Annotated in this window: 18 protein-coding genes and 1 pseudogene; 12 read left to right on the forward strand and 7 right to left on the reverse strand. The window is 62.4% G+C overall.

Going from position 1 to position 23,047, the window contains the following annotated elements:
* The first annotated feature begins 77 nt into the window (after window positions 1–77).
* Genes ACV7NQ_RS29270 through ACV7NQ_RS29280 form a run of 3 tightly spaced genes read left to right on the forward strand, consistent with a single transcriptional unit; the run spans window position 78 to window position 2,735 of the window.
* The gene (locus ACV7NQ_RS29270; protein ID WP_463362545.1) at window positions 78–1,478 is read left to right on the forward strand and encodes a ferredoxin reductase family protein; all 1,401 of its coding nucleotides are present in this window, start codon (window positions 78–80) and stop codon (window positions 1,476–1,478) included.
* Between the two features lie 28 nt (window positions 1,479–1,506).
* Window positions 1,507–1,950 carry an FMN-binding protein gene (locus ACV7NQ_RS29275; protein ID WP_463362546.1) on the forward strand — a complete coding sequence of 148 codons (444 nt, stop codon included), beginning with the start codon at window positions 1,507–1,509 and terminating at the stop codon, window positions 1,948–1,950.
* A complete protein-coding gene (locus ACV7NQ_RS29280) occupies window positions 1,947–2,735 on the forward strand; it encodes an FAD:protein FMN transferase (RefSeq protein ID WP_463362547.1) in 789 nt (262 codons plus the stop codon). The genes ACV7NQ_RS29275 and ACV7NQ_RS29280 overlap by 4 nt, the downstream gene beginning before the upstream one ends.
* A gap of 274 nt (window positions 2,736–3,009) precedes the next feature.
* Here the strand turns inward: ACV7NQ_RS29280 and ACV7NQ_RS29285 are convergent, their stop codons facing one another.
* Window positions 3,010–4,098, reverse strand: a complete 1,089-nt coding sequence (locus ACV7NQ_RS29285; RefSeq protein WP_463362548.1) for an alpha/beta hydrolase — start codon at window positions 4,096–4,098, stop codon at window positions 3,010–3,012.
* Window positions 4,099–4,725: 627 nt separating this feature from the next.
* A complete protein-coding gene (locus ACV7NQ_RS29290) occupies window positions 4,726–5,928 on the reverse strand; it encodes an alpha/beta hydrolase family protein (protein WP_463362549.1) in 1,203 nt (400 codons plus the stop codon).
* 599 nt (window positions 5,929–6,527) lie between these two features.
* On the opposite strand from ACV7NQ_RS29290, the gene ACV7NQ_RS29295 reads away from it, so the two are divergent.
* Window positions 6,528–7,589: an NADP-dependent oxidoreductase gene (locus ACV7NQ_RS29295; RefSeq protein WP_463362550.1), complete on the forward strand. Its 1,062-nt coding sequence runs from the start codon at window positions 6,528–6,530 to the stop codon at window positions 7,587–7,589.
* Between the two features lie 343 nt (window positions 7,590–7,932).
* Here ACV7NQ_RS29295 and ACV7NQ_RS29300 read toward each other — a convergent pair.
* The 3 genes and pseudogenes from ACV7NQ_RS29300 to ACV7NQ_RS29310 all read right to left on the reverse strand — a co-directional run.
* Window positions 7,933–8,111: pseudogene (locus ACV7NQ_RS29300) on the reverse strand (IS3 family transposase); the annotation flags it as partial.
* A gap of 497 nt (window positions 8,112–8,608) precedes the next feature.
* The gene (locus ACV7NQ_RS29305) at window positions 8,609–8,974 is read right to left on the reverse strand and encodes a hypothetical protein (RefSeq protein ID WP_463362551.1); all 366 of its coding nucleotides are present in this window, start codon (window positions 8,972–8,974) and stop codon (window positions 8,609–8,611) included.
* A 33-nt stretch (window positions 8,975–9,007) separates the two neighbouring features.
* On the reverse strand, window positions 9,008–10,126 hold the full coding sequence (locus tag ACV7NQ_RS29310; protein ID WP_463365867.1) for an NDMA-dependent alcohol dehydrogenase: 1,119 nt from the start codon (window positions 10,124–10,126) through the stop codon (window positions 9,008–9,010).
* 420 nt (window positions 10,127–10,546) lie between these two features.
* Between ACV7NQ_RS29310 and ACV7NQ_RS29315 the strand changes: the two genes are divergently transcribed.
* The 8 genes from ACV7NQ_RS29315 (at window position 10,547) to ACV7NQ_RS29350 (ending at window position 19,651) form a co-directional block, all read left to right on the forward strand.
* Window positions 10,547–10,855, forward strand: coding sequence for a hypothetical protein (locus tag ACV7NQ_RS29315; protein ID WP_463362552.1), 309 nt, complete (start codon window positions 10,547–10,549; stop codon window positions 10,853–10,855).
* The gene (locus tag ACV7NQ_RS29320) at window positions 10,849–11,619 is read left to right on the forward strand and encodes an SDR family NAD(P)-dependent oxidoreductase (protein WP_463362553.1); all 771 of its coding nucleotides are present in this window, start codon (window positions 10,849–10,851) and stop codon (window positions 11,617–11,619) included. The genes ACV7NQ_RS29315 and ACV7NQ_RS29320 overlap by 7 nt, the downstream gene beginning before the upstream one ends.
* A 161-nt stretch (window positions 11,620–11,780) precedes the next feature.
* Entirely contained in the window at window positions 11,781–13,808 is a 2,028-nt protein-coding gene (locus tag ACV7NQ_RS29325) for an oxidoreductase (protein WP_463362554.1), read from the forward strand.
* Between the two features lie 164 nt (window positions 13,809–13,972).
* Entirely contained in the window at window positions 13,973–14,737 is a 765-nt protein-coding gene (locus tag ACV7NQ_RS29330) for an SDR family NAD(P)-dependent oxidoreductase (protein WP_463362555.1), read from the forward strand.
* A gap of 23 nt (window positions 14,738–14,760) precedes the next feature.
* A complete protein-coding gene (locus tag ACV7NQ_RS29335; RefSeq protein ID WP_463362556.1) occupies window positions 14,761–16,320 on the forward strand; it encodes a flavin reductase in 1,560 nt (519 codons plus the stop codon).
* A 225-nt stretch (window positions 16,321–16,545) separates the two neighbouring features.
* Window positions 16,546–18,228 carry an FAD-dependent oxidoreductase gene (locus ACV7NQ_RS29340; protein WP_463362557.1) on the forward strand — a complete coding sequence of 561 codons (1,683 nt, stop codon included), beginning with the start codon at window positions 16,546–16,548 and terminating at the stop codon, window positions 18,226–18,228.
* Window positions 18,229–18,287: 59 nt separating this feature from the next.
* The gene (locus ACV7NQ_RS29345) at window positions 18,288–19,046 is read left to right on the forward strand and encodes an enoyl-CoA hydratase-related protein (RefSeq protein ID WP_463362558.1); all 759 of its coding nucleotides are present in this window, start codon (window positions 18,288–18,290) and stop codon (window positions 19,044–19,046) included.
* 218 nt (window positions 19,047–19,264) lie between these two features.
* A complete protein-coding gene (locus ACV7NQ_RS29350) occupies window positions 19,265–19,651 on the forward strand; it encodes a hypothetical protein (protein WP_463362559.1) in 387 nt (128 codons plus the stop codon).
* A 435-nt stretch (window positions 19,652–20,086) separates the two neighbouring features.
* On the opposite strand, the gene ACV7NQ_RS29355 is transcribed toward ACV7NQ_RS29350, so the two are convergent.
* Window positions 20,087–22,135, reverse strand: coding sequence for an oxidoreductase (locus tag ACV7NQ_RS29355; protein ID WP_463362560.1), 2,049 nt, complete (start codon window positions 22,133–22,135; stop codon window positions 20,087–20,089).
* On the reverse strand, window positions 22,135–22,875 hold the full coding sequence (locus ACV7NQ_RS29360; protein ID WP_463362561.1) for an enoyl-CoA hydratase-related protein: 741 nt from the start codon (window positions 22,873–22,875) through the stop codon (window positions 22,135–22,137). The genes ACV7NQ_RS29355 and ACV7NQ_RS29360 overlap by 1 nt, the downstream gene beginning before the upstream one ends.
* Between the last annotated feature and the right edge of the window lie 172 nt (window positions 22,876–23,047).

Genomic DNA, 23,047 nt, shown 5'->3' on the forward strand with positions numbered 1-23,047 from the left:
GCGTGCATGACAGACATAGGTACGGCCGGCGCGGCACGCGTCGGCTACCGAACCCGAACGGGCAGTGAGGCGCTCGCATGATCACCACGACAGGTGCGGAAACCCGCGCCAAAACACAGTTTTCGGCGACTGTCGCGCGGGGAGACGCGGCGATACGGACTGCGGCGGGAGTCGCACTATGGCTGAGCTTGCTGGTGGTCGTGTACTGGTGGACGGCAGGTGGCGGCATCCAGGATCTCGGCACCGCCGAAAACCGGCTGACTTCGGTGGGGCGACTCACCGGGCTGGTCGCCTCCGACCTGCTATTGGCACAGGTGCTACTGATCGCACGAATTCCGTTTCTGGAGAACGCATTCGGCCGCGACCGGCTGATCGGACTGCACCGGCTCATCGGCGGCACCTCCTTCGGGCTGATGATCGGCCACATCGTGCTGATCACCTGCGGGTACGCCGGCGGCGCGCTGCTTAGCACCCCGGCGATGCTGTGGGAGCTGACCGTCGACTATCCGGGCATGCTGCTGGCCGTGGCGGGTACGGCACTGCTAATGCTGGTCGTGGTGACCAGTGTGCGCCCGTTCCGCGACCGGCTGCGTTACGAGACATGGCATCTGCTGCATCTGTATGCCTACCTCGGTGTCGGATTGGCGCTACCGCATCAGCTCTGGACCGGACAGGAGTTCCTGAGCTCTCCCGCGGCGACCGCGTACTGGTGGAGCGCGTGGGCCCTCGTGATAGCGGCCGTGCTGACGTGGCGCTTCTTATTTCCGTTGTGGCGCAACATGATACATCGACTCCAGGTCACCGCGGTGGTCCCCGAGGGCGACAACGTCTGGTCGGTGTATATGTCCGGGCGGCGACTGGATCGGTTGCCGGCCTTGGCTGGGCAGTTCTGCACCTGGCGGTTCCTGAACCGAGCAGGCTGGACGCGGGGCAACCCCTACTCGTTGTCGGCGGCGCCGAACGGACAGTACTTGCGCATCTCGATCAAGGCGCAGGGCGACAACAGCGCGCGCATACCCGCGCTGCGCCCCGGTACGCCGGTACTTTTCGAGGGCCCCTGCGGTCGCCTGTCGGCTCGGGCGCGGACCCGGCGGGGCGTGGTGTTGATCGGCGCGGGCGTCGGAATGGCGCCGATGCGGGCACTGGCCGAAGGAATCGACTACGCGCCGGGCGAGGCGATCGCACTGCAGCGATACCGGACCGAACCGTTGTTCGTCCGCGAATTCGACGATCTCGCCCGCGTGCGCGGCCTGCGCGTGCTCCATCTGCCCGGGCATCGCCGCGACACCGAATCCTGGCTCGGTGACGGCATCGGCCGGGTCGACGATCGCACGGCGTTGCTGAATTGGGTGCCCGATATCGCCGACCGCGACGTCTACGTCTGCGGTCCGGTCGACTGGTCGGGCGCGGTGTGCCGCACGGCCCGAGCGGCCGGTGTGCCCGAATCCCAGCTCCACATCGAGAACTTCAGGTGGTAATCCGTTGAAACGCATTGTCTGGTGGGTCATGAGCACAATCACCGGCGGGGTGCTCCTGTTCGGTTACCACACCTCCACATCCGGGCCGATTAACACCGCATCACCCCCGGCGGCCGCGTCTACACCCCGACCGGGTGCAACCCCATCTCAACCCGGCGCGACCGCATCCGGGTCGGCCGCACCGGCCTCGGCACTGTCGACGACCTACACCGGCTCCAGCGCCCAAACACGTTGGGGCCCAGTCCAAGTGACGGTGACTGTGAGCGGCGGCAAGGTCACCGATGTCACCGTCCCGCAATCCCCCAACGGCACTTCACGCGACAAACAGATCAACGCCCGGGCGCTGCCAATTCTGGTGCAGGAGACCGTGAAAGCGCAGAGCGCGAACATCGACATGGTCAGTGGCGCCACCGTGACCAGCTCCGGCTACATCCAATCGCTGCAGGCCGCACTCGACCAGGCGGGGCTGTGAACACGAGCACGACCGCCCGATACGTCGAGCACCTGATGGGGATGCCGATCAGCCTCGCCATGCGGGGCAGGCACGCCGCGGACGATACCGGCCGCGCGGCCTGGGCCGAGGCGTTGTCCACCTTGCGGGAAGTCGACCGCGTCTTCAGCACCTATCGACCGGATTCGTTCATTTCCAGGATGATTCACGGCGACACACCCGGGGAACCACTTCCGCCGGACGTCGCCGAAGTCATGGCGCTGGGAGCCCGGGCCGAACGCGAATCGGACGGCGCGTTCGCGATCCGCCGGCCCGGTCCCGACGGCGAAGTGTTCGACCCCAGCGGTGTCGTGAAGGGGTGGGCGGTGGACCGCGCCGCCACCCGGCTGCACGGCCTGGACGCCACCGACTTCTGCCTGTCCGCCGGCGGCGACATGGTCTGCCGCACCCTCGATCCGGCCGCTCCGCCGTGGCGCATCGGCATCGAAAACCCCTTCGACACAACGCAACTCGTTGACATCGTACCCTTGCACACCGGTGCGGTGGCCACCTCGGGAACCGCACATCGCGGCCACCACATCACCGACGCCCGCACCGGCCACCCACCGACCGGCGTGGCCTCGGTAACCGTGATCTCCGATAACCTGACCTGGGCCGACATCGACGCTACCGCCGCCTTCGCGCACGGCCCGCAGGCCGCCCAGTGGCTCGACACCCGCCGGCACGCCGGCTACCTGGTGGTATGGCCGGACAGACAACAATCCTCGTCGACGCGATACCGCCGTTCAATGGTTCGCCGGGCATAAACTGGGAGGCTGGCGCGGCAGCGCCGCGGACGCCCGAGACAGGCAAAACAATGGCCGACCGCGACCCATTGGCAACACAGAGCAAACATCTCGGGAAATCGACCCTTGTGGCAGGCATTCTCATCACCAACAGACGAGCTCTGCCGCCGGGAGCGCCGCGCTTTCTCGTGGCGTCGAGCGCCGGGAGAAGCCTGGCATCACCCTGGCAGCAGAGCTATCCGGGAACAGCCGGGAGTCCGTCCCACCAAACGATTAGGAGTTAGAGAAACCTCGTTCACCTGCCATTAGCCGGCAGTGTTCGTTTGGCCCATTCGAGAATGAGGCTGTATGTGGTGGGCGCCGTCGGTGACAGATTCAACGCATGCCCTGCGCCGGTGATCAAACCAGCCTCGAACGTGCTTGCATCGCTGAAGAACGGTCGCTCGGATGCTTCGAACGTGGGGGTGTCGGCGCAATTCCCGACGGCGGGTGTGCAGAACTGCGGGTCTTCGTTGCCGTTGACCAATAGCACCGGAACCCGAATCCCGTCGGTCGGCGGGATGGTCTCGCCCGGATCACCTACCTGCAGCTTGGGTAAGGGCAGGGTCGCCGCCCCCGCTCCGGGTGACTCGGCGGCGCTCACGACATCTTTGTTCGTTTCGTCATATGCGGCGATCTCAGGAGTGACGCCGGACGGGCCATAGAAAACGCTCCGGGTTTCTGGCCGCGTCGTCAGATATCCTGGATCGAGTCCCGCGAAGCGCTTGTCGAGCGTCGCCGGCATTAGCGTGGTAGCGAGTGCGGTCATGCCGACGGGGTTCGGGTAGTGGCTGAATCCAGTGAGCAGAACTGCATCGGCATCGTGATACTTGCTTACTTCAGTGATGACGATCGTTGATCCGATCGAATGTCCGCCGACCAACACCTTGGTAAACGGGCGACTTCCGGCGACTCCGGAACGGAGGGCGCGAATGACATTGTGGACGGCGTCGGCCTGGCGGCTGAGCGTGAGTGTAGCGGAAAGCGGTTTGGAACTGGCCCCGGTGCCCAAAGAATCTAGAATGAACGTACTGTAGCCACCTCGGTTCATAGCCTGCTTGAAGTTGTAGACGTGTGGTTCGGTCGTGACATCCCAGTAGGCGGAGGTGTAGGTCGCGCCCGGAACGAGCACCATGACTGTGTCAGCTGGACTATTCGTCGGCGAACAGAGTGTGCCGGCAATTTCGAGATCACCTGTAGGGATCTGGGTCTGCGCGCATTTGGGAACGTCGGCATTGTCCGCCCTGGCGTACGCCGATGTTGTCGTGCCCGCAAAAGTGACTGCCAAGCTGGCGATAACAGCTACCGCACCCGCTGGCCGGGCTGATCGGCGGAGGATGTGCATTGTTGAACCTTAACCTTCGCTCCGGGAGATGTGATGAGAATCAAATCTAACGACGTTTGGCAACTCGGTCAAGCGAGTGTTGAAGTCATGCGTTTTCCGGCTCGCGGCCTTCGTTTGTCACGTTCTTCCCCCAACCAGCGGTTACTGGAAATTCCAGGTGGGGACGTGTTTGCCGGGTTACGTCTAGTCCTCTTGTGTGACCACGGACAAGGGCCGGGTAAGGGACTGACGGTAGCAATGATCGCCTGAACGATGATCGATTTGATGCAGTTGCTACCCGCGTCGAGACGCCCGACGGCAGCTGTTTCCGGAGCGTCGGTGGGCGAATTCCGACTGCGACCGACTCATCGAAACGAGCGGAAGACTCCTCATGGACGGACGGCGAACTAACCGCTCCCGGATACCGCACCGGCAATCGCAACATGATCCGCAACGTCGCCCGGTCGAGTCAGCTCGACGGAGCAAGCGCAGATATGACAAATCCCCATTGGCGGACACCTGTAGATTCCGGTCGAGTATCAGGCGATGCGGCGATGCTGCATTTTGAACTGCAGATGCGGATGTATCGGTTAAGACTGAACTGGACTCCGATGCCGTCGATCGGGGTGCGACGGAGCTAGGCGTATCCTAGCTTTCGGCGACAAAGTTGTGGCTCGCCATCCATTTCCGCACGACCAGCGAAGCCTCATCAAGGTGGGAAAGCTGATCGCCCTTGCCGCTATAGTAATGATTCGCCCCTTGAATCTCATGAAACGCCTTGTCCTCGTGGGTAAGAGCGTTGAAGAAGTCCCGAGGGTGGGCTGCAGGAACCGCGTCATCCGCACTATTCGCGACAACCAACGTAGGGACCGAGATACGTGGCGCGGCGTCAACCGCGTCGACCTGGGCATACCCAAGCGCCCACTGTGACAACCAGCCGCGTGTGGTGCAGAATCGAGCGAGCCCTGCGGGACCATCGTTGGCGACCTGAGGGTCGCCCAGGTAGGACCAGCGGGGTCTGCGGTCATTGGGGTCGATCGTCGGATCAATCCATCGCGGATCCGCCATCGTCCCCTGCACCACGAAGCAACTCTCGTCCTCGTCGCGGCCCGCCCTGCGCATTTCGGCGAGGTCCTCCAATGCTCGCTGCGTGATTCGCTGGTTGCGTGCCCTCTGGGCAGCCCGGTAACGAGCGATGTATTCGGGAGAGTATGGCGGCTTGTTGGGATTTGCGGGGTCGTAGAGGTTGAGCTCCGGATTCCGCTCCTTCGGCTTGTCCTCGTCTATGATCGACGGATCCAGAAAGTCTGCGATGAGCTCATGCCGGCTCCTGTGTGCCGCCATGAGAATCAGGCCGTCGGCGGGAATCAAGTCCGCATCGGCCAGGGGAGTCGGCTCTCCCGCCGCTGTTGTTGTGATGGTCCGCTGCTCCGCCTCAGCCTGATAGCCGGCCATAACCGAGCCGCCGCCGCTCCACCCCACCAGAATTACCTGTTTATAGCCAAGCCTTTCTTTGGCGTCGCGGATGCAGGCCGCCAAGTCCAGGAGAATGTTCTCCATCTGAAGAGCGGCGTCGCCAGTGGTGTAGCGGGTTCCACACGCAACGACATGGAACCCGCAACGTGCGAGTTGTGAGAACGCCGGGAGGTACCCGGGAGAGCCGATGGGGTGCATCGCGACGATCGCGGTGTCTGACGGGTCCTCGCTGCGCAGCAACTGCGCATGCCGGACAACCGAGTCACCGATAGATCCGTATATATCTTTGCGTCGGTGCTGTTCCCGGGAGACGACAAGGTACGGTGTGCGGCTGTACCGAACACTCGCGCGGTCGAAGTTCGATGTTGTACTCACGTTCGCTTCCTGGTCTGATGCTCGGGGAATCTGAAGGACACGCTGGCGGGGAAGAACTCAGCAGCTGCACCACTCGATAATTGGTTAATGTGGGTAAGTCAGCCGGTCTTCGGCGGCCCGGTCGAGCTCATGTCAAGTACTCCAGAATCTCAGTACTGCGCGAACATGCTCTCCAACATGAGAGCCGGTGGTGAGCGCGTGCTATTCCCGGCAACACGGATCGTACCTAAAAATCTAACAAGGATTGGTAACTGACGCAAGGCCGGCTCCGCTGGCCGTCGAGGTGAGGTCGGGCTGCCGATCGTCCATGGCACTTCGGACAAGTGACTTCCCGGACCCACCGGCAGCAACCACCCATCCGGCGCACACAGCCGCTCTTGGCACAAAGAGGCGTCGTCCATTGGAGGGCTTCGGTTCGCGTACTGGTTCGCGGTGTGATCTCGAACCACTCCCTGGAGAGGACTTGACTCGAAGCCACAAATCGAACTACGTTCGGTTCAGCGAAAGCGGATGGGTGCGTGTGTCAACTTTTTGGTTGTTTGCACCCCGAGTCGCGTCGAAGCGAGCATTCGCTCAGACGTCGATAGCGCGCACCACAGATGTTGCGGCTGCAATGGCGGACTGAGGTAGGGGGTCTTCGGCCCGCGATTAGTTCCACTGATCGCGGATGCGCGCAGCGCTTCCCTACGACATCGCAATCCCCGAAGAAACGGAGACCCGTGTACGCCGTCGGCTTTCAGCAAGCAGGTGGTCCAGAGGTTTTGGAGCTGATCGAACTACCCATCCCGCAACCCGGTCCTGGAAGGATCCGAATCAAGGTCGCGGCCGCTGCGGTCAACCCCACCGACGTCGTGTTTCGGAAGAATGGTCCGCCGGCCTCAGAGAGGCTTGCGGCCCCCTGGATACCAGGCATGGAGTTATCTGGCACCGTCGACGCTGTCGGCGAGGGTGTCGAGTGGGAGATCGGACGTCCGGTGATGGCGATCGTGGCGCCCCGCCGACCAGCCGGCGGGGCACAAGCCCAGTATGTCGTCGTGTCAGCTGATGCCGTAGCCGCCATTCCAGATGGGGTCTCCTCCATCGAGGCTGCCACCCTTCCGATGAACGGACTGACAGCGCGGGCCGCGCTAGACGCGATGGGTCTGCCCGTCGGCGCGACATTGGGGGTGACTGGATCTGCGGGTGCGGTCGGCGGATACGCTATTCAACTCGGCAAGGCGCACGGGCTCACGGTGGTCGCTGACGCGGCGCCGGATGACACGCCCCTTATCGAAACGCTCGGCGCGGACGTCGTGATCACACGATCGAAGGACGTCACCAAGGAAGTCGCGGCCTTCCGCGCTGCCGTTCCCGATGGCGTCGATGGCCTGATCGATGCCGCAGTCCTCGACGCGGATGCACTACCTATCGTCCGTGACGGTGGGGGATTGGCAACTGTGCGTTACTGGGATGGGCCTTCCGAGCGCCGAATTCGGATTCATCCGATACTTGTCGCGCGTCACCTCAAGGACGGGGCGGGGATCGCTGAGCTGGCTCAACTAGTCGCGGAAGGTCTGCTGACGTTGCGTGTAGCCGACACCTACCCGGCGGCGCGTGTCGCCGACGCACACCGCCGGCTAGAGGCTGGCGGTGTGCGTGGCCGCCTCGTCATCACGTTCTGACCGCACTGACGCCGAATCATGCGGGTTGATCGACCAGCCCCGGTGACGATGCGGTTAGCGCGTCCTTCGGGCGTCAGGGTGCGTTGGCAAACACCACGAAGGACCGCGCCCGGCGTCCTGGTGACATGGCTGGGAACGCGGCCGGTTCGGCATCGAAGCCACCTATCGGTGGTGGCTGCACCACTACAACCACCACCGATCCCACACCGGCATCAACGGCTCAACCCCAGTTGACCGCATCGACATTCACAGCGTCCCCGAGCATTGCATGGGGACCTTTGGTTGACTCGTTGACCTGCCCCAGGGTTCAGGCCAGCTGTGTGGCCTGGTTGATCGTCTCGAACTCGATGGCGAGGAACCGGTACTGAAGCCCGGGTCGTCGGCATGGATGTCCAACGCCGCGTCGATCAAGTGTGCATCGTCCCAATCACGTTGGGAAACAGGGTCTTTCTTCCATTTGTACACGGCTTGGGTGGAGACCCCGAGCACCCGGCAGGTCACCGCGGCAGGGATCTTGTCGGCGCCAGGTCGAAGACCGTACTCGATGTCGGCCCGCCGCTGACCGCACTCGCCGACCATATCCGCACCTTCGCCCGGATCCGCTCGGCTTGGGATCTTCCGTTCCAGCACCGGCAGCGGCCGAATCAACCCGTCTTTCAACGAGATCCGCAAAGTTCCAGGAATCCCGGAACCCCGATCTGCTCCTAGACATCGGTGACGGTCATGCCATCGACGCCGGGAGTTCGGGCCCGTTGTCGCCCGCGACCGGTCGAACGCCACGATCAGTGTCGTCGGGTCGTGCACGAAGTTCAACAGATCGACGAACCGGCCGCCGGGGTCGGCCGCCGGTTCGACGGTAAAACGTGCCTGTATCTCCGATACCCGTCGACGCGGCCCCACAGGGTCTTCCGACGTGGCGTCACCATCCGGTGGCGCGTCTTTCGGCTCTATAACCTCCGCCAGTAATCGTCGCCTACCTCAGCCGCGCATCGCGCCCGAAGAAGGTCGCGACGACCGGCTCAGCTCGTTCGTACGGGCGACAGCGGCTGCGCCTTGATGCTCAATGTGCTGGCGACGTCGAAGGACTCATGTAGTTGGATCGAGCCGTCAATGCAGCCGTTGGTGATGGTCTGCGCGGCGACAGTCGGATCGCCCGTCACTTCGTAGACGGCCAGGTAGGCATGTGGCAGCGGCGCCGACGAGTCGACCTCCGCGCCGACCTCGCTGGCATCGACACCTATCGGGCCGAGCCTGAAGCGCTGCGCCGAAACGACCATCGGCAGGGCGAGGATCTGCGGCAGGTGGGTGTTGTCGTACCAATCGTTGAATGCGTCGTCCTGGCCCGCGACCGCGTTGGTGTAGACGAGCAGGTTCGTGGTTTCCATCGGATTCTCCTTGTGTCAGCGGTATCGAGCGGGTCAGTCGAACAGGACGACGCCGCGGATGTTCTTGCCGGCGTGCATGTCGCGGTAGCCCTGTGCGACTTGGTCGAGGGTGTAGTTGGTGGTGATCATGTCGTCCAGAGCGAAGTTGCCCTCCTGGTAGAGCCGGAGCATCTTCGGAATGTCGTAGGTCGGGTTCGAGGCGCCGAAGAGCGCGCCCTGGATGCGCTTCTGGAAGAACGTCAGTTCCGCGAGCGAGACGGGGATACCGGCCTCCTCGGCCTTGCTCACGGCGGTGACGACCACCGTGCCAGCCTTGCGCAGCGTCGTGAACGCGTCAGCCACGTGCTGGCCGGTAACCACGCCGACGGTCACGATCGCCGAGTCGGCGCCCTGCCCGTTGGTCAGGCCCCGCGCGATTTCGCCCGCCTCGGCAATGGACTCGACCGCGTGGGTCGCCCCGAGCTTAAGCGCGAAATCCCGCTTGAACGGGACCGGATCGACCGCGACGACGTGGCTGGCCCCGGCGTGCAGCGCGCCCTGAACCGCGCTGATCCCGATCCCGCCGATGCCCATGACGATCACCGTGTCACCGATCCGGACTGCCGCCGAGTTCACTGCCGAACCCCAACCGGTACAGACGCCGCAGCCCAGCAGACAGACCTTGTCCATCGGCACGCTCTTGTCGATCTTGATCGCAGCCTGCGCGCTGACCGTGCTGTACTGCGAGAAGGTGCCGAGGCCGCCCATCTGGCCGACGGGTGTGCCGCCCTCGGCCAGACGGTAGCTCGTCGGGTCGTCGGGCCGGGCGCCGGTCTGCATGGCAGCGCCCTGGTCGCAGAGATTCTGCATACCCGCGGCACACCATCGACACCGGCCGCAGACGGCGAGGAAGGAGAAGATGACGTGATCACCGACCGCAAGGTCGGTGACCCCGTCACCGACCTGCTCGACAACGCCGGCACCTTCATGGCCGCCGACGAGCGGGTAGACCGCGTAGGGAATGTCGCCTGCCGCAATATGGTCGTCGGAGTGGCACAGCCCGGCCGACACCATGCGCACCAGCACCTCGCCGCGACGCGGCTCGTCCAGCTGCAGAGTGGCGGTCTCGTATTCGCCTGGTGCGCCACGCAGGATCGCGGCGCGGGTTTCTATAGACATCTATCGACTCCTCGGGTAAACGAGTCCGGTCAGCTATCTCGTCAATTCGACGGGTGATCAAGGCGAAGTCCGACGCATCCGAGATGCAGGGGTTTAACCTATCAGTGCATGGTTAAGTCGGCAAGCATAAATTGTGTCCATAGCCCGGAGGGCGTGGTGTGCCGCCCGACCATCGACGGCAACCCCATCGGAGGGACCACGGCCTTCGAGGTAAGAAGCCCCTGGCATGAGCTCGATTACCGTGCTTCGCACCGACGCAGTCGGGGGATGTGAGCCTCGGTGGCCGGCAAGCTACGAGGCCTTGCCCCGCGCTCATGGCGCACTTGAACGAGCCGATGAAACAATGTTCGATAATCCCGTGGACTGCTGAACTGAAACCTCCTCCCTAGCGCGTGGCTCGACATCGGTGTGACCTTGACCTACGGCGAGGAGGTGGTTTATCTTTCCAAGATACCTATCGCTGATTGGTTTGTTGTCGAAGCGATTGCCCGCGAGTATCCACGAGGAGACCATCGCAAAATGAGTGTCGCCAACATGGAGATGTGCCTGTACCGGGGCATGAACCTGCTGAGCGCGGAGTTGGGCCGCAGCATCTCCTACCACGCGCTGGCGGGGGTAAGGGCCGCCGAGCGCCCGGACGTCAATTCGAGTTACCGTGCACCATCGAGAGCGCCTGGCGTGCCTCTCGGGCTGTCCGCGCTGCAGACATCTGACAAATGCTGAACGGGGCGCGGCTCGCGGGTCGGACAGCTCTCGTGACCGGCGGACTAGGCGGGATCGGTTGGGCTATCGCCTCTCGTTTCGTAGGGGAGGGCGCCAACGTCTTGGTGACTGATCTATCCGACGATGGCAGTCGGGTGGCGACAGAACTCCCGGGTTCGGCGCACTATATGCGGCATGACGTCCGCTCCCGCGACAGTTGGGATGCCGCTGTTTCCGCAGCTGTCGAAAGATTCGACAGGCTCGACATTCTAATCAACAACGCGGGCATTTGGCGTCCGAGCTTGTTGATGGATTTCACAGTAGACGATGCTCAGCTCTCGTTCGAGATCAACCAGCTCGGACCTATGTTGGGAATGCAGGCTGCCGCCCCGACGATGCGTGTCAGCGGGGGTGGATCGATCGTCAACCTTGCGTCCGGAGTGGGAATGGCGGGGGCAGTCGGGCAGATCGTCTACTCCGCGACGAAGTGGGCTGTTCGTGGGATTACCAAGTCGGCGGCATTGGAGCTGGGGGCATTCGGCATACGAGTGAACGCGATCCTTCCTGGCTCGATCGACACGCCGATGACTTCGTCGATCCAGCGGCCAGCGGATGGTAATCCCTTCGGCTTCTTACCCATCCCGAGGCGAGGCCTCTCGGAAGAGGTCGCAGCGCTCGCTCTCCACCTTGCATCCGACGAAAGTTCGTACACGACGGGTGCTGAAGTCACCATCGACGGTGGACTGACAGCAGGACTGCCGATGCCCAGCCGCGTTCATGAGTAACCCATCGCGATTTGCCGGCGCCGACCTTCCCGCGGCCCCATCATCGCCACGGATCGTCGGTTCCGCACAATCCGCTGTTCATCGCACGGCCGTTCCTGAAGTCGAATGAATATTGAATATTTTACTGCGGCCGACAAATTTTCCGGCAGAAATGGAAAGCAATGGCAGACGCATCCGAAGCTCGCCCAAGCGTAGACAAAGGTGCGGTGCCGCCCGGGCTGACGCGAGTCTTCAGTTCTTTGAAAATCGGACCGATAACGGTCCCGAATCGAATTGTACGCACGGCGCACCTGACGAAGATGTCGATCGGGCCCCAGGTCAGCGATGATGTGATCAACTATCATGTCGCACGCGGTGAAGGAGGCGTGGGACTAACCATTCTCGAGGCGACGGCTGTTCATCCTTCAAGCGTACTCGGAATGGCCGGATGGGATGATGCGATCATCGAGGGGTACCGCAAGATAGTAGACGCCGTACGCCCAACCGGGATGCGCCTGTTCCAACAACTTTGGCACGGCGGGCACATCTACAGCCCGCCGGACGGCTCTGCACCGCGCGGTGTTTCCAGAATCCCGGGCGTAGTGAGTGGGGTTCCTCCGGTTCCGATCCGCACAGAGGAGATACCAACCTTTGTCGAAGCATTCGCGAGCGCCGCTCGGCGATCGGTTTCAGCGGGGATCGAAGGCATAGAACTCGCTGCATCGCACGGCTATCTATTTCATCAGTTCATGTCGGCAGCGACGAATACGCGAACTGACTGCTATGGCGGTACCCTCGAGAATCGAATGCGGTTTCTTGTCGAGACGTTGATCGCCGTTCGGGAGGCTATCGGGCCGGAGAGGGCTCTCGGGATCCGCGTTGGCGCCGGCGTTGTTCCGGGTGATTTATCCGAGGCGGAGCTCGCCCTGGTTGCGGAGAAGTTGGTGTCTGACGGCCTGATTGATTACCTCAACGTGTCGATGGGCGACTACTACGCTTTGGCCGACGTCATGGGGGCTATGGAACGTCCGGCTGGCTACCAGTTGGAGTCCAGCGCGCAGATCACTGCTGCGGCCAAGGGCGTGCCGCGTCTTGTCACTGGTCGTTTCCGAACTTTGGAAGAAGCTGAGCAGGTATTGAAGGAGGGGACCGCAGATCTGGTGTCGATGGTTCGCGCTCATATCGCGGATCCACTTCTCGTGGTGAAGACTCGCAACGGCAATCCCGAGCAGGTGCGCCCGTGCATCGGTTGTAACCAAGGGTGCTTGGGGCGTACGTCTGGAATGGATAGCCGACTCGGTTGTGTGGTAAACCCAGCAATCGGCAAAGAGGGGACTCTGTCGGAGAGTCGTATCGGGACTACCACGAACCCTAAGCAGGTGATGGTTATCGGCGGCGGCCCTGCCGGACTTGAAGCAGCGCGGACTGCGCGTCTGCGCGGACACCGAGTGGTGTTGCACGAGGCTGCGGACAAGTTGGGTGGCGCTCTCAACTTCGCGCGTCTTGCGCCGCGCATGCAGGGTATGGACGATATCCTCGATTGGCTTCAGGCGGAGGTCGCACGTCTCGGGGTTGCAGTAAGTACCTCGTCATATCTTGATGCAGATGACATCTCGGCACGGGCGCCGGACGTCGTTATCGTAGCGACCGGCGCCCAGGCCAACCTTGACGGACATCTGATCTCGGCTCCAGGTGAACTGGTGGAGGGTATCGACCTGCCGCACGTCTTGTCCTCGGTCGACCTGCTCGGTAGACCTGGCCGCAATCTTGGACAACACACTCTTGTCTACGATGAGATGGGTCAGTACGATGCAGTCGCTGTGGCCGAGTACTTACTCGAGAGAGGACTGAACGTCACTGTCGCAACACGGTTTGCGTCGTTCAGCCCACTTGCCGAGTTGGCTCTTCGGGTAGACCCGGCGCTTAAGCGGTTCGGGAAGATCGGTCCGACTTTCCGAGTCGTCCCACGTAGTCAGCTGGTTTCGGTCGCGAGCGGGACGGCAGTCTTACGTTCGGCAGGTGCAGGGGGCGACGAGACTGTCCCGGCCGACACGGTTGTCATGGTCACGTATAAGGTCCCGATCGACGACTTGGCTGGCCTCCTCCGGGGAAAAGTCGACGACGTCAGGGTTGTCGGGGACGCGCACTCCGGTCGTGACCTTCAAGTTGCCATTCGGGAAGGCCATCTTGCCGGTCGAAGCATCGACTGAAGCCGGTAGGTCGCGGGAAATGGTCAAGACCCGTGCTGGGCTCCACCCGGAGGACCATGTGGTGGTTCGGTGAGCCCTTACTGCTAGCCCTAGACAAATCATACACTGTTTGATTACATGGACGCACAGCACAGCTACCTGTCCGCGAGTCGCGAGAGAAGTCCATGAGAGACCACACCCTTGAAGGTCGGATCGCGCTGATCACCGGTGCCAGCCGAGGTATCGGAGCCGCTACCGCGCTTGCCCTCGCACGGCGTGGAGCTCGAGTCCTGCTGGTTGCACGCAAAAAGGAAAGCTTCAGCGAACTCGTCGGAGAGCTCGAGCGGATCGGGGCGCACGCTCAGTTATTTGCGGCCGACCTGTCCGACGAGGTATCGACGCGGAATCTGATCGACGAGATCCGCATGGTCACCGATCGGCTGGACATCCTGATCAACAATGCAGGAAAACTCCCGAAAGCACGCCGAATGGAAAATCTGGAGCGGGCAGAGTGGACTTCAGTGATGGAGCTCAATCTCACATCCCCATGGTTTCTCTCGTGCCGCGCGAAAGAGATGATGCACGCGCCGGGTCAAGGAGTGATAGTCAATGTAGCAAGTACTGCGGCGTTCTTTCCTTCGGCCGGCCTGGCTCCGTACAATGTTAGTAAAGCAGGTCTCGTGATGCTGACGAAGGTGTGTGCACTGGAGTGGGCAAAATACGGAATCCGAGTTCTCGGCGTTGCGCCTGGAAAAGTCGATACCGAAATGGTCGCTCCAATTCTTGAATGGAGTGCAAACAACAACGCAGAGATCAACCCGTTGCGACGGCTCGGCACTCCACATGAGATCGCCGAACTGATCGCGTATCTCGTCACGGACGACGCGAAGTATATGACTGGCGTGATCGTACCGATCGACGGTGGAGAACTCCTCACCTACGGTCGGTGAGAACAGAGACTAGGGAGCGGATTGTGTTCGTCGAGATCTTGGATTCAAACGAGGGAGTGCTCGTGTCTCTCAAAGATGCCGGAGATTTTACGACCCTGCGGGTCGATGCTCCATCCACACTCGGCGATGACGCAATCGGTTCAGTTCTCGACACGGCTGGGTGGGGAACTCTGGGGAAACCGGGACACGTCTGGCTATACACCGAGGTTATCCGCACCCATATCGCGCTCGATTCGGGCGATGAGGACCACGAGAAGCTCGAAGAGATGTTGCGATACGCGGAGAAAAAGGGTTGGTGCACCGACGACGGTAAATGTGTCGAGGCACACATACGGAGAGTCGAGCCGGTAGTCGACACGAGTCCTGTCGGGTTCGACGATGACAAATTTCGCCACGTTCTCGGCAATTACCCCACTGGAGTAACTGTAGTCACCGCAGTTGGTCCGGACGGCGATCCCGTCGGAATGGCAGTCGGTTCGTTCACTTCGGTGTCGCTCGATCCGCCCATGGTCGCATTTCTGCCAACCAAGAAATCGAGTAGCTTTCCGAGAATCAAGGCAGCGAGATCGTTCTGCATCAACATACTGAGCTTCGACCAGGAGGACCTGTGCCGAAAATTTGCAGTCAGCGGTGGTGACAAGTTCGCTGGCGTAGCGTGGCGGCCTGCGCCATCGGGAGCGCCGATCATCGACGGTTCTGTTGCGTGGATCGACTGCATTCATGAGCAGATATTCGAAACTGGCGATCACTACATCGCAGTCGGAAAAGTCACTTCTCTCGAAGTCTCCAATCCGACGTCACCTCTCATTTTCTTCCGAGGCGGGTACGGGAAGTTCGCACCCGAGTCGATCGTTGTCTCCGGTCAGTCCCGCATGGTCGATCAAATCCGCTTGACGGAGTTGATCCGGACCGATATGGAACACCTCGCAGACAGTCTTGGAGTGCAATGCGTGGCGGTAGGTGCGGACGTAGGTCAATTGGTTGTGCTTGGTAGCGCGGGTTCTCCGGCCGGACGTCGAGTGCCGGCGCGCCTGGGCAATCGAATGCCCTTGGTGCCGCCTGTCGGCGGACTATTCCTCGCATGGTGCGGCCGTGACGACGTCGAAGCTTGGTTGAAAGCAGGGATCGACGACAAGCGAGACAATTATGAACGCCTGCTTCGCACGATTCGTTCCCGCGAATGGTCCGTCGCTATGTCGAGTGACAATCACCGGAGACTAGAAGATGCAATCGGAAAAGATACCGGCTTTCAAACAGATGAAGACCTCGAGGATGGCATCCGAGAACTCACTCTGTCAGTGAGTGATCAATACGAACCAGTGACCATCGAGCCCGATCGCCCGTATGACGTAACGCTGCTGTCGGCGCCGATCTTCGACGCTTTGGGGCGCGTGACATTGACTGTGGGTCTTTGGGGCTTGCCATCCCCGATTCATGGTGCCGACTTGTGCCGATACGCGGATCTATTGGTGGGTATATGCCGGAAGCTGACAAACGAGAACGGTGGTCGCGGTCCGGCGCTCAGTGGTCCGGGCTTGCGCCAACAGTGCGGCGTCGCGCGAGCTGGAGGAAACGGTGACTGAGGATTATGTGCGTTCAGTACCGCACGTCCGCCGCTCGTCATCACCAGCCCACGTGGAGGGGCTTTCCGAATACCCGCCATCTTTTCGACGATCCGCCTTCTCGCACCTACCGATTCGGCCGAGACTTACGGGGGTTGGCTCGGCGAGTTCGAACCGAACGCTGGCGAAGTCCCAGCGAAGTGTGTATGAGAACGGTGATTCGAGAACTTTCCAAGCGAGGTTGAAATGACCTTCGTTATCACTCAGCCCTGTTGCAATGATGCTTCTTGCGTCGAAGTGTGCCCTGTTAATTGCATCCATCCGACCCCTGAAGAAGCTCCGTACATGAAAACGGAGATGCTGTATATCGATCCCGATACGTGCATCGACTGCGGCGCATGCGTATCCGAGTGCCCAGTCGGCGCCATCTTTGCCGACGACGACCTCGACGAGAATGCAACCCCTTTTCTCGACATCAACGCGGCATATTACCTGAAGTACCCTCTTCAGGCGTCCGGCGCCAGGCCGCCGCGTCCGGCGAGGCGAGACTTCGACTTCTCCGGGCTGCGTGTAGCGGTCATCGGATCCGGACCTGCTGCGAGCTACGCTGCAACAGAACTTTTGGCCTATCGAGGCGTACGAGTTAACATGTTCGATCGCCTGCTGGCACCGTACGGGCTGATTCGCTCCGGGGTTGCACCCGACCATGTCGGCACGAAGGCAGTCACCGATGTCTTCCGCGCTACTGGCACCAGGACGGAGTTCGAACTTCATCTCGGAGTCGAAGTCGGCAAACATGTCAGCCACTCCGAACTTCTCGCCCACCACCACGCGATCATTTACGCCACAGGGGCCGCTGCGGATCGAAAGTTGGGAATACCTGGCGAAGATCTCGCCGGATCGCATGCCGCGATGGAGTTTGTGGCTTGGTACAACGGTCACCCAGACCACTCCGACCGAAGCTTCGACCTCTCCGGAGAACGTGCACTGATCGTAGGAAACGGAAATGTTGCGCTTGATGTTGCAAGAATTCTGGTCACCGATGTCGACGAACTCGACAAAACGGATATCGCCGACCACGCGGTCGCGGCGTTACGTCATAGCAATATTCGCGAAGTCGTCGTGCTGGGCCGGCGGGGTCCGGCCCAGGCGGCATACACGAGTGCGGAATTCCTAGGACTGGGCAAACTTCCGAACGTGGACATCCTCATCGACTCCCGGGAGGCAGTCCTCGACCCATACACTCAAAAGCTGATCGACGACGAGGATGCCGAACCTGCTGTTCGAATCAAATCTGATCTCGCCGCCCAGTTCGCGGCCAGGCGAACGAGTAACGAACCCAAACGAATCGTGTTCCGGTACTTCGGATCGCCAATAGAGATAGTGGGCGAACAAGCCGTTACTGGGGTGAAGGTCGTTCGTAACCAGCCGGTACCCGCGCACGACGGTGGTGTCGCGGTCGTGCCTACCGGCAAGGTCGAGACGATCGAGGCAAGCCTGGTACTCAGGTCGATCGGGTATCAGGGATCACCCCTGGCCGAAGTGCCGTTTGATTACGATCGCGGAACTATACCCAACAGAAACGGCCGAGTCATCGATCCTGCATCCACTGAGCCGGTTGTCGGCGTCTACGCAGCAGGGTGGATCAAGCGGGGACCTTCCGGTGTCATAGGAACAAACAAAAGGTGCGCCGCCGAGACTGTTGGTCATCTCTTGGACGACTATGAGACGGGGCTACTGGCGACGCCATCCCACAGTCAAGACGAATTGATGGATCTGATACACGAACGGCAGCCGGCTACGGTGGATTTCGCTGGCTGGCAGAAGATCGACAGAGCTGAGAAAGCCGCTGGAACCGCACGAAATAGAACACGAGTGAAGTTTATCGACGTCGACAGCATGCTGGCCGTTGTCCGTGCGTCCGAGTGAAGCGGCACCCTGATGACTGATTCGTATCTCGCCCTACGTTACCCGAGGAGTGTATCAATGTGATCAGGGAAATACGGCACAATAGCGGACTGGTAGAGTTTGTCGTCGAAAACCCGCCGGTCAATGCTTTTTCAATCGCTGATATCAATGCACTGACATCACGTTTGCATTCGTGCGGATCCGACGAATCAGTACGCGCAGTACTGCTTCGATCGGAGGGTCGCGGTTTCTGCGGAGGCGGCGATGTCAAGGAAGTTCAAGGACTTCCCGGATTCGAAGGAATTCTCGGGCAAGCTAGAGGTTCGTTCGAACTGACACTAGCTATCGCCGAGTGCGCTGTACCTGTCGTCGCCGCGGTTCATGCCTACTGCATCGGAATCGGTGTCCTTGTCGCAGGAGTTTGCGATATCGTGCTCGCCTCTCGTGCGACGTCGTTCGTACTTGCGGAGGCTGACAACGGCGCTACGAGCGGTGTCGTTCAGGCTATCGGTCTCATGCCCGAGAAGCGGCTGAGGGCAGCGATGTTCACCTGCGAACCAGTTCCAGCCGAAGAGTTGCACCAGTTCGGAAGCATTCTGAAGGTGGTTGACGAGAACGATCTTGTTGCTGAGGCACGGAGTGTTGCAGAGACGATCTGCGCCAAGCGCCCCAGCGTCATCCGGGGGCTGAAACTATCCATGTCGGGGAGCGTCGGGCGCGATATCCGAACTCTTTACCGACAGGAGCTCAGTTATACCTACGAGCTGAATATGTCAGGTGAGGCATCGTCTGCGCGAGGCGATTTCATCGAAGGGCGTAGAACAGGCTACTTGTCCTAGTACTCCAGCCACGCATCGCAAGGTTTTCGAGGTGTGGCGAGGTCGTCGGTTGTGCTGCATGCTTCTGTGTTGTGGAGAACGTAGAGGGCGAGCTGCGACGCCTTCGATCTGGGCTCGGAGCCGGCGACCGTCGGGAGGCAGTATTCCTCGTACGGATCCGGTTCACTGCTGAGGAGCCTGCGGTCGTTATCGAGCATGCGCGTGCGGTACTGGCGCGAGTGGTGGAACGGACAGGCGTCTGGCCTGCGTTCGAGGACTGGCCGGGAGTGTTGCCGACGTGGTTCGTGCAGCGATGTGCTCCGGAGCGTGTGCCCGACCCTTCCTTTGACATCGAAGCGTGGGAACGGCAGTGGCGGGCGATGACGCCCGAGGAGAAGTCGGCTGCGTGCCTGGGTCCGTGGATGCTCTCGGATTGGCTCTACTACTTCGACCCGACTGAGGACGGGCGAGGCGATGACCGCAGCTGGTGGTGGTGGGATGCGGGGGTCGGCGAGTCCGGCAGTGGATGGATCGAGGTGGCCACGACCGGCTGGCCTTTCGAAACTGGAACCCTGTACTGGTTGATCGAGGTGAGCGGCGGCGAGGATCTCAGTTACGAGGTGTGAGCTTCATCCGTAATGTCAGGGCTACGGTAACGACCGCGTGCGCGCTCGGTGGCGTCGTCGCAATGGGACCAGCGCAACTGGTATGCCGCCTCGCCGGCATGGGCGTTTCGCGTTAGCCGCCGGAGCTGTGCAGATCCGATGATTTCTCGCTGGTCGCGCGCTACTTCGTCCAGCTGTTTCCCGGGGACGTTGTGTGGTGACGCGGTTGATGGGTGATTGGCCGCCGATCTTGGTGTGGGGTCGGCCGACGAGATCTGCGGGCGGACGTACTTCGGGGACGAGAACGGATGGATGAACAGGCCGTCGCCGACCCCGCCCGCCACGTGCACCATCCGTTCGCCGACACCGGCGATCATCACCTTGGGCCGGCCGGCCGAACGCATGCGGCGCCGACGTCACGCAATGCGATGCCGTCGAGAGTTCGATCGAGAATCATCAGATGGCACTGCCCGTCTGGCCGAACCGCACGGCGGGGCGCGCCCAGCCCGCTTCGAGCGATCGGACAGCGAGGTTGCCCTCGAAGGTCGCCGCCTCCAGCAGCCTCGGCCCGACGGCATCGCCGGCTACAACGACCTTCCAGGGACCGTCGCGCAGCTCCTCGTACAGGTCCGCCGACGGCACGTTGCCGGACATGAAGACGAGCGTGTCGTAGTCGATCAGCTCCTGACGCTGGGGTGCCTCGATCCGGGCGACGCAAACCTGCGTCGGGGTGATCTCGGTGATCACCCGCCGGGCGCACAGCTCGAAGTCGCCCTCGAAGAGGATGCGGGCGTTCGGGCCGCCGATCATCTCCCAGCGCATCTCCAGGTTCGCCGCCACGGCCGAGAACCTGGTCACCAACCGCACGGTGCGGCCCTGGCTCACCAGCAGTTGGGCCACGTCGAGGGTTTCGTAATGGCCGACCTCGTCGAGCAGGACGACGACATCCCCGGTGTCGACGCCGCTCAACACGTCCCAGCTCGTCAGGATGGTCGAGGGGTCGAACCCGGCCGGCGGCCCCCACGGACGAAGCGTCTGGAAGCCGTCACGCCTGGGCACGCTGCCCGTCGCGACTATGACCGAATCGGGGGCCAGCTCCCTGATCATGGCCGCAGTGGCGCTCACGCCCAGGCGGACGTCGATGTCGAACGACGCGAGACTGGTCGCGTAGTAGGGCAGCAGCTTCGCGACTTCGCCGCGACGCGGGGACTGGCGGACGAAGCGCAGCTGACCACCGAGCTCGTCGGCAGACTCGAGCAAGATGACCTCATGCCCGGCCAGGGTGCCGGCACGAGCCGCCTCGACGCCGCACGGCCCGCCACCGACCACGACCAGCCGTCCGGGCTCCGCCGAGCGCAGCGAGTCGTCGCCGTGCCGCACCTCGCGCCCGGCGACCGCATTCACGGTGCAACTGACCCGGCCGCGGGTGTTCAGCCCGCCCGCGCACGACTGGTTGCAGGCGATGCAGGGCCGGATCTCGGCGGTTCGGCCCTCAGCAGTCTTCTTCACGATCTCCGGGTCGGCGATGGTCGCGCGCACCATGCCGATCAGGTCGGCGCTGCCGTCGGCCAGGGCCTGCTCGGCGTCGGCGATGCTGGCCATCCGTCCGGTCACGATGGTCGGCAGGCTGTTGCGGCGGGCGATGTCGGCATTGACTTTCAGCTGATAGCCCGGGTGTTCATGGATCCCGCCCATCAGCAGGTCCCGGCCGTAGTGGCTGCCCAGTGACAGGTTGACGAAATCGATGAGCCCGCGCACTTCGAGATCCAGCGCTACCTCGAGGACGCTTTCGCTGCTCGCGTGCCCCGGCGCGCCGTCGGCCGACAGCCGAACTCCCACGACGTAGTCGGGGCCGACCTCGGCCCGGATGGCGGCCAGCACCTCCCGCAGCAGCCGCGTCCGGTTCTCGAACGATCCGCCGTAGGCGTCGGTCCGATGGTTGGTAGCACTCGACATGAACGCGCTGAACAGGTACCCGTGTCCGCCGTGCACCTCGACACCGTCCATGCGCCCGAGCTGAGCCCGCCGGGCCGCGCCGGCGAAGCCGGCGACGACCTCGTCGATCATCCACTGCGTCATCGGGCGCGAGACCATCCCCAGCCCTGGGTCGGGTATCGCCGAGGCCGACCACGGCGCCGAGCCATCGAGCGGGATGTTCGTGGGCCCACCATGCATGAGCTGCTCGAACATCTGCATGCCCTCGGCGTGCACGGCGTCGGTCAGCTTCTGGATGCCCTCGACGCAGGCGTCGCGGGTGTTGTCGATGAAGGCCGGCGAGCTCCAGTGCGTCTGGCCCGGGTCGCTGTAGCCCAGCGCGACCCCACCGCGAGCACGGGCAACGTGCCATGCGATCGAGTCCTCGGTGACCAGCCCGCCCGCGGTCAGCCCGCTGCCCTGGGACGTGCGCACGATCCGGTTGCGCAGCCGGACATTGCGGATCTCGAATGGCGAGAAGACCCGCGGGTAGGTGTCGATCCCTGGCGTGTGGATCGCCGTCGCCGTCATCACGACATCCTCGCCGAGCGAACCGCAGCGAGTTTCCGCATGATCATTCCGTCCTCCTGGAGTCGCGCACCGACCGATTCCGTTCGGTGGGTGCGAAGTAGCCGTCGCGTCTGCAGCAGTGACTCGGCCGGCTGGGCCGCGAGCTTGGCCGCGATCATCGCCAGATGCTTGTCGAGCTCGGCCTGGCCGCCGTCGAGCATCTCGTTGATCAGCCCCCAGCGCAGCGCCTGCTCGGCATCGAAGCGCTCGCCGAGCAAGAGCAGTTCCGCCGCACGGACATGACCGGTGACGGCGGGCAGCAGCAGCGTCGAGGCCGCTTCGGGCACGAGCCCCAGGTTGACGAAGGGCAGCGCGAAAATACTGGACGAGCTGGCGTAGACGAGATCGGCATGCAGGATCACCGAGGTGCCGATGCCGATCGCCGCGCCCGCGACCCCGACCACCAGTACTTGGGGTAGCGCGACCAGGGCATCGAGGAAGCGCCGGGGTGGTGAGTCCTCGTCAAGGTCCCCCGCCTCGGCCATGTCCCGCAGGTCGTTGCCCGCGGTGAAGCTGCCAGCGGAGCCGGTCAGGACGATTACCCGCACGTCGGCGTCCTCGCTCAGCCCGGCCAGCCCATCGGCGAGGCGGGCGTACATCGCCATCGTGAGGGCATTACGCTTGGCGCCACGATTCAGCCGGACAGTCGCGACCGCTCCAACCGTCTCGATCAGGATGTCCTCGGTCACGCCCATCGACATTACCTGTCATCGTTTGATTAAGGAATATTTCAGCACCTTGGCGCCGAGGTCGGCCTCCAGTCAGCAGAGAGTCTCGGCGGGCGGCACGTCCTCACGGGTCTCTGGGCACGCGCGAACAGGACCAAGCGATGTTCGTTTTACCTCCTGCGGAAGGGGTGCCCGACGCAGCTGC

It is taken from the genome of Nocardia sp. Tas62D01, from assembly GCF_055232035.1.

What these genes read in the sequence shown, in the direction of transcription:
- ACV7NQ_RS29340 (WP_463362557.1), top strand. Translation starts at nt 16,546, where the DNA reads ATGACCTTCGTTATCACTCAGCCCTGTTGCAATGATGCTTCTTGCGTC.
- ACV7NQ_RS29325 (WP_463362554.1), top strand. Translation starts at nt 11,781, where the DNA reads ATGGCAGACGCATCCGAAGCTCGCCCAAGCGTAGACAAAGGTGCGGTG.
- ACV7NQ_RS29275 (WP_463362546.1), top strand. Translation starts at nt 1,507, where the DNA reads ATGAGCACAATCACCGGCGGGGTGCTCCTGTTCGGTTACCACACCTCC.
- ACV7NQ_RS29295 (WP_463362550.1), top strand. Translation starts at nt 6,528, where the DNA reads ATGTTGCGGCTGCAATGGCGGACTGAGGTAGGGGGTCTTCGGCCCGCG.
- ACV7NQ_RS29285 (WP_463362548.1), bottom strand. Translation starts at nt 4,098, where the DNA reads ATGCACATCCTCCGCCGATCAGCCCGGCCAGCGGGTGCGGTAGCTGTT.
- ACV7NQ_RS29360 (WP_463362561.1), bottom strand. Translation starts at nt 22,875, where the DNA reads ATGTCGATGGGCGTGACCGAGGACATCCTGATCGAGACGGTTGGAGCG.
- ACV7NQ_RS29305 (WP_463362551.1), bottom strand. Translation starts at nt 8,974, where the DNA reads ATGGAAACCACGAACCTGCTCGTCTACACCAACGCGGTCGCGGGCCAG.
- ACV7NQ_RS29330 (WP_463362555.1), top strand. Translation starts at nt 13,973, where the DNA reads ATGAGAGACCACACCCTTGAAGGTCGGATCGCGCTGATCACCGGTGCC.
- ACV7NQ_RS29270 (WP_463362545.1), top strand. Translation starts at nt 78, where the DNA reads ATGATCACCACGACAGGTGCGGAAACCCGCGCCAAAACACAGTTTTCG.
- ACV7NQ_RS29320 (WP_463362553.1), top strand. Translation starts at nt 10,849, where the DNA reads ATGCTGAACGGGGCGCGGCTCGCGGGTCGGACAGCTCTCGTGACCGGC.
- ACV7NQ_RS29355 (WP_463362560.1), bottom strand. Translation starts at nt 22,135, where the DNA reads ATGACGGCGACGGCGATCCACACGCCAGGGATCGACACCTACCCGCGG.